5 protein-coding genes are annotated in these 13,038 nt (G+C 64.9%); 3 read left to right on the top strand and 2 right to left on the bottom strand.

Translation table 11 applies throughout. From position 1 onward, the window contains the following. The first annotated feature begins 107 nt into the window (after window positions 1-107). Together OTER_RS06825 and OTER_RS06830 are read left to right on the top strand one after the other, a co-directional pair. The gene (locus OTER_RS06825) at window positions 108-3,860 is read left to right on the top strand and encodes a TonB-dependent receptor plug domain-containing protein (RefSeq protein WP_083767646.1); all 3,753 of its coding nucleotides are present in this window, start codon (window positions 108-110) and stop codon (window positions 3,858-3,860) included. Between the two features lie 418 nt (window positions 3,861-4,278). Continuing rightward, window positions 4,279-6,579, top strand: a complete 2,301-nt coding sequence (locus OTER_RS06830) for a tetratricopeptide repeat protein (RefSeq protein WP_012374173.1) — start codon at window positions 4,279-4,281, stop codon at window positions 6,577-6,579. A gap of 289 nt (window positions 6,580-6,868) precedes the next feature. On the opposite strand, the gene OTER_RS06835 is transcribed toward OTER_RS06830, so the two are convergent. Next, a complete protein-coding gene (locus tag OTER_RS06835; RefSeq protein WP_012374174.1) occupies window positions 6,869-7,741 on the bottom strand; it encodes a helix-turn-helix transcriptional regulator in 873 nt (290 codons plus the stop codon). Window positions 7,742-8,064: 323 nt separating this feature from the next. Next, a complete protein-coding gene (locus OTER_RS06840) occupies window positions 8,065-10,563 on the bottom strand; it encodes a TonB-dependent siderophore receptor (RefSeq protein ID WP_012374175.1) in 2,499 nt (832 codons plus the stop codon). 397 nt (window positions 10,564-10,960) lie between these two features. Between OTER_RS06840 and OTER_RS06845 the strand changes: the two genes are divergently transcribed. Further along, window positions 10,961-13,000, top strand: a complete 2,040-nt coding sequence (locus tag OTER_RS06845; RefSeq protein ID WP_012374176.1) for a sodium:solute symporter family protein — start codon at window positions 10,961-10,963, stop codon at window positions 12,998-13,000. Window positions 13,001-13,038: the final 38 nt, after the last annotated feature.

Here is a 13,038-nt window from a genome sequence, read left to right on the forward strand (position 1 = left end):
GCCCAACCACCCCTTCCGTCGTTGGCCCCGCGCGCGGCTGACTCGTCAAGCTTTCTTCCTTCACCCGTCGGTACGCGGCCTAACCCCTAGCAAACCCAACAAACACCATGACCACGAAAGTTCCTCCGCCGAATTCCGGAGTCCGATGCCTGCTGGCATCGATGCTGACCCTGTCGCTCACGTCGCTTGGTTTCGCGCAACAGACCCCACCGCCGCCGGCAACCGCGGCGCAGCCGGGGGACGATGATGTCATCGTGCTCTCGCCATTCGAGGTCGACGCCTCGAAGGACAAAGGCTACTACGCCGAGAACACCCTCGCCGGCAGCCGCATGAACACCAACATCGCGGACCTCGGTGCCTCGATCTCGGTGATCACGAAGCAGCAGATCGAGGACACGGCTTCGGTCGACATCAACGACGTGTTCCGTTACGAGATCAACACGGAGGGATCCTCCACCTACACGCCCGCGCAGCAGTCGATGCGGAGCGACGGCGTGATTGACGTGAACGCCGGCGTGACGCCGGGCAACAACGGCATCGCCTCGACCAATGCCACCGCCAACCGCATCCGCGGCTTGGGCACGCCCAGCACGGCGATCAACTTCTACCCGTCGATCTCGGCGGTGCCGATGGACGCCTACAACATCGACTCGCTGGAAATCAACCGCGGTCCGAATTCGATGCTCTTCGGCATGGGCAGCCCGGCCGGCATCGTGAATCTGAACTATGCCCGCGCGGTGCTGAACCGCGATTTCGCCCGCGTGCAGTTGCGCTTCGACGATCGCGAGTCCTATCGCGCCTCGCTCTCGTTCAACCAGGTGCTGTGGAAGGACAAGCTCGCCGTCCACGGCGCGCTGCTGTACGACGACCGGCAGTTCGAGCGCAAGCCGTCGTATGACATCACCCGCCGGCAATACGCCACGCTCACCTTCAAGCCGCTGGCGAAGACGACGATTCGCGCCAGCGTGGAAGGCTACTCCAACGACAGCCGGCGCCCGAACTCTCTCACGCCGCGCGATTTTGTGACGGAGTGGAAGAACGCCGGCAGCCCGATCTACGATTCCGTGACCAAGCAGGTCACCGTCAACGGCACGGCGCGCGGCCTGTACTGGCCCGCCGGCCAGTCGGCCTCGGCCTTCGCCACGCAGGTGACGAACGATACCCGCGCGGCCATCGAGGCCAGCCCCGGCTACAACCCCGCGCTCTGGAACGCGGCGCGCACCCAGTACGCCGGCGTCAACATCAACAGCGAAGCCGCGCTGAACAACACCGGCGGCATCGTCAACGGCGCGGCACAGAACGTCCTCTTCGTGCCGGGTATCACCTGGGTCAACCAGGCCCGCACGATCCAGCGGATCTCCAATGGCTCGCTGGTCGACTGGTTCCAGCCCTTGGGCAACCAGCAGTATCTCACGGCGTGGGGCACGGCCACGAATCCGGCGGCGAATCCCGCGACCTATCCCACCAAGGCCAACATCTGGGCCAACCCGACCTGGGCCGACATCCACAACCGCTACTTCACGGGCTCGACCGGCACCAGCGCGTTGTACACCAAGCCGCTTGTCGGCGGCTACAAGTATCCGGGTGTCACTGACAAGTCGATCTACGACTGGGAAAACATCAATCTGCTGCAGATGAATTATGCGGAGCAGAAGAATGCGACGTATAACGTCGAAATCGAGCAGGAGATCACCGACGACCTGTTCCTCAACCTCGGCTGGTTCCGCCAGGATTTCGAGGCGATGTCGCACTACCCGGTGTCGCAGTTGAATGTGGCGACGCTGTTCGTCGACACCAACGCGCGGCTGCCGAACGGCTCGCCGAATCCCTACGTCGGCCAGGTGTACCTTGAGGATATCGATCCGGACCGGTTCCGCGATGCCGAGGAGGATGACCACTACCGCGCGATGCTGGCCTACACGCCTGATTTCCGGCAGAAAGACGGCTGGCTGAAGTGGCTCGGTCATCATCAACTGCTCGGCCTCTGGTCCAAGCAGGACACCACCACGAGCAAGATCCGCCAGCGGCTGCACTACGTCGCGGCGGGCAACGAGGCGGGCAAATTCCGCTGGCTGCGCAACTCGAACAACGACGCCAGCGGCAATCCGACCGGCTGGAACCGCCAGACGACCTCCTACCGGCATATGTACTACCTGTCGAACCCCGGCGATCCGGCCGGCGCAGTGACGACCTCTTCCGGTCAGTGGGATCACACCACGTACACGGGCGGCATCCAGGTGTACGACTATGCCACCAGTGCGTTCACGAGCATCCCGATGACCGCCGAGTACATCGACTTCGATGCGACGACGGGTGCCAACCAGCGCGAACTCGAGTCGCTGAGCGCCGGCATGACCAACTACCTGTGGAATGACCGACTGATCACGACGTTCGGCGTTCGTCGCGACGACTATCGCGCCCGCACTACGACGACTGGTACCATCAAGAATCCCGACGGCAGTGTGACGCCGGCCCTGACCAACCAGCAGAAGTGGATCAACGGTATTCATCAGACCGATCTCGTGCTCCACCGGTTCGGACCGTGGGACGAGCTCTCGGGCAACACCACGACGAAGGGCGCCGTGCTCAAGCCGTTCAAGAACTGGCACTCCATCGAGAGCCGCGCGAACTCGGGTTCGCAGTTCTGGCAGTTCGTCCGCGATTTCGGCATCAGCTACAACGAGTCCGACAACTTCAACCCGCCGCCATCGGCGCAGGTCGACGCGTTTGGCAATCCGCTGCCGAAGCCGACCGGCGAAGGCCGGGACATCGGCTTCCAGTTCTCGATGCTCGACAACAAGCTGTTCGCCCGCGTGACCTGGTTCGAGGCGACCAACCAGAACGAGCGGTTCAGCCCTGGTTCGTCGATCAGCCGTTTGACCGGCAATGTCGACACCACGCTGTTCCGCAACTGGGCCCGGACAATCTCCATGATCAACATGGGCATGGATCCGCGACTCGACGGTTTCGGCCAGAATCTCTCGACCCAGCAGGAAGAGCAGGTCAAGGCCGCCGCGGAGAAAATCTGGCAGCTGCCGTACGACTACTACAGCAACGTCGGCAACATCTACGCCACCGGCAATCGCGAAGCCAAGGGTGTCGAGATGGTCGTGAACTACAATCCGGTGCCGAACTGGACGATCAAGCTGACCGGCGGCAAGCAGAACACGGTCAACTCCGACGTCTTGAAGGAGTTTGATGCCTGGTATGCGGTGCGCGCGCCGATCTGGCAGGCCGCCAAGGCTTCGACCTACCTGCTGCCGCAGTATCAGAACCTCGCCAGCTACACCAATGCGGGTGGCCGCGAGGTGGACCTGACGAACTTCCTGACCAGCTACGGCTTTGAATCGGCGGTCCGGTTGGACGATCAGTTCGGCAACACGAACGTTCAAAACTACTACAACGTGAACGTGCAGCCGCAGTATGCGCTGGCCCGCGATCTCAACGGCCAGTCCGCCCCGAACCAGCGCAAGTATCGCGGCGCCCTGCTGACCAGCTACAGTTTCGACAACGACCGCTTCCGCGGCTGGTTCGTCGGCGGCAGCCAGCGCTGGGAGGACCGCTCGGTCATCGGCTACTACGGCAAGTCCAGCGGCGCCAACGCCACGCCGGGCTACCTCGATCTGTCGGACATCAGCCGTCCGATCTACGACAGCGCCAACTGGTACACCGACGTGTGGGTCGGCTATCAGCGCAAGATCATGAACGGCAAGGTGGGCATGAAGCTCCAGCTGAATGTCTATGACATCTTCGAGAGCGGCGGGCTGCAGGTGACGCAGGTCAACTATGACGGTTCGCCCTATGCGTTCCGCATCAAGGATCCGCGCCAGTTCGTGCTGACCGCGACGTTCGACTTCTAGTTCGTGCTCTGCAGCAGTTCGATCGTTACTGCTGCGCTTAGTTAATCCAAAAAACCGAGAGCTCTCCCCGTGTCTGGGGGAGAGCTCTTGTTTTTTGCGCGTCTGACCAACGGCGGGCGCGAACGACGCCAAGTGTCTCGATCCAACCACCGTGCTGCAGGTAGGGCGAGGCGTCCTCGCCAACGTGTGCGCCGTCGCCTTGGCGAAGGCGGAGCCGCGGCTGACCGGGGACGGTTCGCCCTACCGCGGATGCGACGACACGGGTCGTTAACTTCGACCGTTCGCTCATGCCCCCTTTTTCTGCCGCGGGGCGCGGGCCTACCGCCCGTAGGTTTGCAGAAGCAGCGATGCGCTCCCGACGCCAGTCTTGAGTCTCGGAGATTGCGACGTCAGCGCTTGCGTCCAAGCCTCTGCGCGTATGCCTGACGCCCGCTCCTCTGCTCCGCCGCTGCCCGCCCGGCGCGGGGGCGCGCGTCGCTGGCTGGGGTTCGGCGCGGCGCTGCTGGCGCTGGTGGCGTTCGTCTATGCGCCGACGTTGTCCGCGCCGTTTCACTTGGACGACGCGGAGTCGATCGTGGGCAATGCGACGCTCCGCGATTTCTGGTCGTTCGCGTGGGCGAAGCCGCCGGCCACCGGCGGCGAGACGGTGAGCGGCCGGCCGGTGCTCAACTTCACGTTTGCGCTCAACCAAGCCTGGGGCGGACTCGACGTGCGTGGTTATCATGTCGTCAACGTCCTGATCCACGCGCTCGCCGCGCTCGTGCTGTTTGGCGTGGTGCGGCGAGGCCTCGCCTTGGCCCGCGGCCGCGCCGCGAAGAGCGCGGTCGCTCCTGTCTCCGCGACGACGCTGGCCGGCGAATGTTCGTACTACGAACATTGGCGGGAGAGTGGGATCGCGTTTTTCGTGGCGGCGCTGTGGGCGGTACATCCGCTGCAAACGAGCGCGGTAAGCTATGTCGCACAACGCGCCGAGTCGCTGGCGGGGCTGTTTTATTTGCTGGTGCTGTATGGGTTCATCCGCGGCGCGGAAGCGGCTGGCTCCGGCGGTGGTGCCGTGGTTCAGGTTCACAGGCGCGATGCCCGTGCCCCGGCAACGGGTGCACGATGGTTCACGTTCTCGGTTGCAGCCTGTCTGCTCGGCGTGGGCACGAAAGAGACGATCGTCACGGCGCCGCTCGTGGTGCTGCTCGCGGATCGCGCATTCGTGACCGGCGGCTTTGCTGCGGCGTGGCGCGCGCGCCGGCGGTATTACCTCGCGCTTGCTGCCACTTGGCTCGTGCTCGGCGCGTTGGTGGTGGCAAATCGCGGCCGTGGCGGTTCGGCGGGATTCGGTGCGAGCATCACCTCATGGGAATATCTGGTGACGCAGGCCGGGGCGGTCGGGCACTACTTGCAATTGGTGTTTTGGCCGACGGGGCAGGTATTCGACTACGGCGTGGCGCTCGCGCCGCTGGCGGCGGTGTGGCCGCAAGCGCTGCTCCTGCTCGGGCTCGCGGGCGTGGGGTTCTGGCTGCTCGCGCGCAACCAGGCGGGTGGTTTTCTGATCGCGAGCTTTTTCCTTCTCTTGGCGCCGAGCTCGAGTCTCGTGCCGATCGCCACGCAGACTGTGGCCGAGCATCGGATGTATTTGGCGTCGGCGGTGGTGATCGCGGCGGTCGCGTTCGGATGCTGGCGCGCGATGCAGCGGCTGGCCTCGTCGCGGACTGGCGCTTGGGTCACGAGTGCCGCTCTGGGAGCGGCGGTCCTGGCGCTGGGAGTGGCGGCCCATGGGCGCAACCAGCTCTATCGCTCGGAGCTCGCGCTCTGGCAGGACACGGTGGCGAAACGGCCGGACAATCCCCGCGCTCATCACAACTTCGGACTGGCGCTCGCCGCCGCCGGGCGGAGCGACGAAGCGATGGCCGAGTTTCGTCGCGCGATCGCGCTGCAGCCGAACCATGTTTTTGCGCATACCCAGCTCGCATTGGCGTTGCTCGATCGCGGCGAACCGGAGGCGGCGAGCGCGCATTTCCGCGCCGCGTTGGCGGCTGATCCGAGCTATGCCGCGGCGCGGGTGAATCTCGGCCGCGCGCTGGCGCGGCTCGGTCGCACCGACGAGGCCGCGACGGAATACGAGGCGGTGCTCCGCGCTGAGCCGGGGGCCGTCGATGCGGGCACCAATCTCGCTGCGCTACTGCTGGCACGCGGTGAGACCGAGCGCGCGGCCGCGCTGCTCGCCGCGGCAACCGCCGCGGCCCCCGCGCTGGCGGAACCACATTACCACTACGGGCTCGCGCTCGAGCAGTTGGGTCGGATCGCTGAGGCCGAAAGCGCGTTGCGTCAGGCCACCGAGCTGAAGCCGGACTGGGCCGAGCCGTGGCTGGCCCTGGGGAACGTGCTCGCGCGGCGCGGCGAGGCGGAGCCGGCGGAGCGCGCCTATCGTTCCGCGCTCCACCTCGCACCGCGAACCGCGGCGGCGCACTATGGCTTGGGCAACCTGCTCGCGCAGCGGCGCAATTTTCGCGCAGCGATGGAAGAGTTCCAGGCGGTGCTGGCAATCGATCCCGCCCATGTGCCGGCGCGCAACAATCTCGGCAACTGCCAGCTCGTGACCGGTCAGCTGCGCGAAGCCGTCGCGACGTACGAGGAAGTGTTGCGGGCGCGACCGAACGATGCCGCCGTCGAGCGGAACCTCGCCCTCGCGCGGGAACTGCTGCGCAGCGGCGGGCACGGGCCCTAGACCCGGACATCTCTCGCGCGGTTCTCTGACGCCGTGGGAGCGCTTTACGCCGCGATGGAATGTCGCGCGGGCGCGGATCGCGGCATAAAGCCGCGCCTACAGCAGGATCCAGGAGGCCGGGCGCGAGTAGGTGAAATATCCCAGCGATGTGGTTGCGCCCAGCTTGCCGCGCTGGAAGGTGCGTCCGCGACCTGGGCGGACGCACTGGACTCGATCCAGGGCGTAGCAAGACTGCGCCCCTGCGAATAGAGACGGAACCTGTCCTGCACGCGACACGCGTTCGCACGGCTCAGGCCGGCATCGTGCGTTCCTCCGGTCGGACACTGTATTCGCGCACTGGTGTGACCCCCGGTGGCAGCGGCCGGATGAACCGGTCAACGAGTTTTTTCCGCCATGTCGTGGGCGAGAAGTGATGTACGTGGCGGCAATCGCGACAGAGATGACTGGCGCTGGCGTAGCCGCAGTGTCGCGCTACATCCTCGAGCGTGAGGCTCGTGCGGCCCATGAGTTCCTTCGCCTTGTCCAGCCGCAGCCGGCAGAACACCGATTTCGGACCCGAGCGGCGCGATTGCCAGAACAGCCGGCGCAGGTGGCTAGGGGAAACGTGAATCGCATCCGCGACCTGTTTCACGGTCGGATTATGCATCAGGTGCTCGAGATACCAGGCGACGGCGCGCTCGGTCTTAAAGTGAGCGAGATCGGTGAGCGCCAGCGTTGGCGTGGCCATCGGGGAATCTTTGAGCAGCAGCAGCGCGAGGTCGATCAGCCGCCGTTGAAACACCAGCTGGCTGAGCGTGTTGGGCTGGCGGAACGCCGGCTCGAGATCGTTTGCGATCGCCGCCACGCGCTTGATCTCCACATCGGGGAGATCCTTGGCGAGCCAGCCGCCGTTCTGGCGGGCGATTTCGTCAAGCGGATAAGGCACACTGCTGAAATGGAGCGCGAGCCGCGTGTAGCTTTCGTCGTGGTAGTTGGCCCAGGCATGGGAACACTCCGGGGCGAAAACCCAGAGCCTGCGCTCGTGAAACGTCGCGCGCTCCCAGTCAGAAAACCGCAAGCCGCAGCGGCCGGCAACGACTGCGTAAAATTCCCAATTCGTGCGGGTGTTGCAGTGCATGCTGCTCTTCCAACGAATCGGACCCTGGGCGAAGTAGCGCAGCATGAGCGTCAGCGGTTCGGGCCCACACCCGTAGCCCGACGCCCCCGGCGCGCAAGGGGCGTGCAATTGAACAGTCCGACTGACGCGGTTCCGTCGGCACAAAGAACGGGCCGGCACACGGTGTGCCGGCCCGGGAGGGTTCTGGCGCAGATCGACGGGCGCCTGCGCCGCGCTGAAGGTAATCCGAGAATTTTCTGGGCGGCCCAGCGCCCTCGTAGGGCCGGCGCTCGCCGCCGGCCGAGAACGCGTTTGCGCTGGATGGGGGTTTGCGGCTGCCGGCGAGCGGCAGCCCTACGACCCAAACGGTGCGGTTTTTGCGACCGGTTCTAGAACGTGTAGGTGAACGACCCCTTGATGTTGCGCGGATCGCCGACGACCGCGGACGTGCGGCTGCCCGCGGCTAGGATGTAATCCTTGTCGAACGCGTTCGCGACCATGAACCGGACGCTCCAATTCGGGCGTTTGTAGCTGAACCCGATGTTCACGAGCGTGCGCCCGGCCACCAGGAACGAAGGCTGTTGCGGCACGAGCCCGATGCCGCGGATTGGCATGGTGGTGGTATAGGCGTTCACGTTTTCGCCGGCGACATCGCCCTTGTACTCGACGCCGACGTTGATCCCGAAGCCAGTGAGCGGGCCGCTGGTGAACTGGTAGTCGAGATAGAGGGCGCCGGCTTTGTCCGGGACGCCGCGCACCCGCACGTCGGTGATCGGCTGGCGCTCCTTGAACGAGGTGTAGTTGCCCAGGATCGTGAGATTCTTGACCGGCGAGTAGGTGGCTTCGAACTCCCAGCCCTTGGAGGCGAGGTCGAGATAGATCGGGTTCTGGAGCAGGTTGGCCTCGGCCTGGCGGCCTTGGGCGACCAGCGTGTAGTACTCGCTGTTCGGCACCCCGTAGTTCTGCTGGGAGATCTTGAAATGCGCGAACGATGCGGTGAGCCGACCCGCGAGTGCCGAGGTTTTGACGCCAAACTCGTCCTGGCTGCCGGACGTCGGGCGGAACTGCTGCACCGTCACCGGCGTGGCGTGGTAGGCATCCGGTCCGAACGTGGTCGTCTTCTCGAGATAGGTGCCGGCGGAGAGTTCGCCCGGCATGGCCCCGCCGGTGGTGTTGCGGCTGGCGAAGAGCGAGATCTGCTTGATCGGCTTGATGACGAGACCGAGCGTCTTCGCGTTGGTGGTGATCGCGTAGGTGGGCGCGGTGTTGAGGATCGTCGCGTTCAGCGCCGTCAATGTGTTGTCGGTGCGCGACAAATTCCCATAAAACCGCGACACGCCGGCGGAAACCTGAATGCGGTCGTTCCATGCCTTGAAGGTTTCGAACAGGAAGGCCTGCAGCGTGTATTGGCGCGACGTCAGATCGCCGCCGCTCTGCACGCTGGTGGGATTTGGCAGGCTGAAATCGGCCGGCCGGATCTGCGGGAAGACATACGGCGGATAAGTGATCGCGTTCAGGTTGTTGTTGGCGACATCGCCCCGTGGCGCCGCACCCCAGCTCAGGAACCGTACCTTGGAGAAATCGGCGGCCAAGCCGCCGAGCGTCGTGGACTTGAACCAGGCGCCGTCGAATTGCGCGGCGTAGTCGTTCTTGAGGTGGGCCTCCTCGTACTCGAGATCCACCTTGCCGTTGTTGCGCGTGTAGATCCACGTCGAAGGATCGGTGATCGGCACGGCGGTGCTCACGGCGGAGACGGTACCGTCGCCGTTGGCGACGGTGCTCCAGTTTACGCCGGGTTCGTACATGCCCGTCGTGGGGTTGCGGCTGCCGCCGCCCGTCCGGCCGGCGGCGGTACCGGTGGACAACGCCGAACCGGTGCCTCCTGGGTCGATGCGGCGCACATGGTCGGCCATGACGTACAGACGGGAGGTCACGTGGCTGCCCATCGTCGTACGCAGCTCCGCGCTTAGCCGCTCGGTCGAGCGATGGCGGTTGTCATCGGAGTTCCCGAACGACCAGTCGCGCGGCAGCCCGCGCGCGATCACGGCGGTCTGGTTGCTACCCACGCTGGGATCGATCGGCAGGCCGGCGAGATTGGTTTCGCGGTTCTGGAGGAAGTCGGCTTTCACGACCAGCTTCATGACCGGCGAGAGTTCGACGGAGAACGACGGCGAGATTTCGTAGCCGTTCCGGAAGTGGTTCTTGATGTACAATTGGTCGTTGCGCCAGATCCCGAACACCAGCCGGAACGCCATCTTGTTCTGTTCGTTCAACACGCGGTTCACATCGACGCCGAAGTCGTTGCCGTTGTATTGCGCGAGATTGAGGGTGACGGAAGCAGCGTCCTTGGACATCGGCTCCTTCGTGATCGGGTTCATCACGCCGCCGGGGCTGCCGCCGGGCACCAGGATCGCGTTCGGGCCCTTGATGACTTCGATGCGGTCGAGGTTGAACTGCGGAATCGACATGCTGTAGCCCGACCCGCCGGAGATCACGCTGCCGTCGATGAACTCCTGCGAGACCTGAAAACCGCGAATGGTGTAGCGATCGCCGCCCCAGGGGAGTGTCGACTCGACCACCGGCGTCACATACTTCGCGGCGTCGAGCATGCGGAAGCTCATCGAGTCCTTCATGAATTCCGCGGTCACGACGGAGACGGTCTGTGGGATGTCCTGCACGAGCATGGCCACGCGGGAGGTCGAGAGCGCCTGCCCGGAGAGATACGGGTTGGCGCGCTTTTCACTGATCACGAACTGCGGGAGTTCGACGACTTCGTCGGCGACAGCGGGCGCCGCCGTCGGCGGATTGGCTTGGGCGCGGACCAGGCACGGCAGCAAAGCAGCCAGCCCGGCGCACGCTAACGCGATACGGTGGTTCGTTCGGTTCATGGCGTATTGGGGTGTTGGGTATTGGGTCAGCACGGAAGCCGACCCAACCACGTAACGCGTCCGTCCGTCGGCCTGTAAAGGGAGCAGGCCGCTCCGAAAATGTCACAAAACGCTCATGCCTCGCGAAGCCGCACCCCCAGGCCGCCGGACCTGCGCGGCTGCTCCCCAGTCCCGCACGGCAGCGGACGCGGGCGCCCGCGGAGGTTTCAATCGACTGTCGTTCCGCGAGCCGGCTGCGGACGACCCGAGTAACCGGCGCCATCCCGAACTGTCCGAAGGTGCTTGGCCGCGAGGGTGGTTGAATCGAGGTTTGCGGCCGGCATGCTTGCCGGTCCGGGCCGCGCGCGGCATGACTTCCCCCGGTCACCCGAGCAGCCTCGATTCAATCCCCATTTCCATGCGCTTCGGCAGCCTTCATCTTTTCGACCTCTTGGTGGTTCTCGCGTATCTGCTGGCCGTGATCTGGATCGGCCGCCGCGCGTCCGCCGGCACCAACAGCGAGGAGGGGTTCTTCCTCGCCGGCCGCAAGCTCGGCAAGCTCTACCAGTTCTTCCTCAACTTCGGCAACGCGACCGAGCCGCAGGGCGCGGTGAGCACCGCGAGCTTCGTCTACCAGCAGGGCGCGCCGGGTTCCTGGCTCTCGTTCCAGACGGTTTTCATGAACCCGTACTTCTGGTTCATGAACGTGTGGTATCGCCGCGTGCGGCTCACGACGCTCTCCGACTTGTTCGAGGATCGCTACGCCAGCCGCGGGCTCAGCCTCTTCTACGCGATTTTCCAGATTCTGGTCGCGTGCGTGTTCATTGGCTTTGGCAACGTCACCGCCTACAAGATCGCCTCGTCGCTCGTCGTGAAGCAGCAGGTGGAGTGGACCGTCGAGGACCGCGTGTCGGTCGAGGGTTACAACCAGCTGAAGCAGCTCGAGCGCACCGCCGCGCAGACGGAGCTCACGACGGCGCAGCAGGTCGAGCTGGCGAACCTGCGCGACCGCAACGCGCGCGGCGAACTGCACAGCTACATCACCGTGCTCAACGACGTGCTGTTCTACACGGTCTTCTCGATCGTGGTCGGCACCTACATCGTGCTGGGCGGCATGGCTGCCGCGGCGGTGAACGAGGGCCTGCAGAGCGTGTTGATCATCGTCTTCTCGCTGTTGCTCATACCGACCGGACTGTACGCGATCGGCGGCTGGTCGCAGCTGCACCTCAAGGTGCCACCGCACATGTTCGATCTGTTCGGCTCGGGCGCGGCGGAACAGTTCTCCGTGCTCAGTCTGATCGGCATCCTGCTGGTGAGCATCGTGCAGAATAGCGGGCTCAGTCACAACATGGGCATCTGCGGCTCGGCGAAGAACGAGTTCGCGGCGCGCTCCGGCGTCTCCGGCACGTACCTGAAACGGCTCATGATCATCATGTGGTCGTTCGCCGGCTTGATCGCGGTGGCGATGTTCGGCGTGGGCGGGCTCTCCGATCCCGACGCGACCTGGGGCGCGATGTCCAACCGGCTGCTCGGTCCCGGGCTGATCGGTTTGATGCTCGCCGGCGTGCTCGCGGGCACGATGTCGACGCTCGCCGCCAAGGCGCTCGCGATCTCGTCGCTGTTCGTCCGCAACGTTTACCGGCAGATCTGGCCGGGCATCTCCCAAAAGCAGGGCGTGTTCTACGCGCGCTGCACGATCGTCGCGGTGCTCGCGCTCGGCGCCATCTCCGCGTGGCTGATGGGCGACTTCCTCTCGATCGTGAATCTCGTGCTCACGGTCAACCTGCCGTTCGGCGCCGCCGTGCTGCTGACGTATTTCTGGCGGCGCACCTCCGTGCAGGCGGTCTGGGCGTGCGTGGTCCTGTCGACGCTCACGATCCTCGTGATTCCGTGGACGGCCTCACATCTGCCGGGGGTGGGAGACAACCAAAACCTCACCCAGATGAGTGCGGCGCCCAACGGCCGGCCGGCGCCGGTGTATTTCGGCCGCGTCGTGCGAGCCGAGGCGGACAACCCTGCCAGCCCGTTGATCGCGTCGGGGGGATTGAACCGCTTCAACCTCGAATGCTGGATCCTCGGCAAGGCGGGGCTCGACGTGGTGCACATGTCGCCGACGCAGCGGCTGACGGCGCAGTTCTTCTTCGACGCGCTGTTCCCGTTCGCCGTGCTGATTCTGGTGAGCTTGGTCACGCCCCGCACCGATCCGCAGCGCGTCGCGTTCTTCTACGGCAAGATGAAGACGCCGGTGGGGGACACGCCCGAGCTGGAAGTGGCGACGATGGAGGAAACCCGGCGCAATCCGTCGCGGTTCGACCACACGAAGTTGTTCCCGCGTTCCAACTGGGAATTCACGAAATGGGACAAGGTCGACACCGTGGGCTTCCTGATCTGCTGCGTGATTTCGTTCGCGATCGTCGGTCTGTTCATCGGGTTGTTGCGCTGGGCGGCGAGTGGATGACGGGGTGGGAGCGCGGGCGTCTCGCCCGCGTTCTCGAA

Origin of the sequence: Opitutus terrae PB90-1 (assembly GCF_000019965.1) — a bacterium.
Classification (GTDB): domain Bacteria; phylum Verrucomicrobiota; class Verrucomicrobiia; order Opitutales; family Opitutaceae; genus Opitutus; species Opitutus terrae.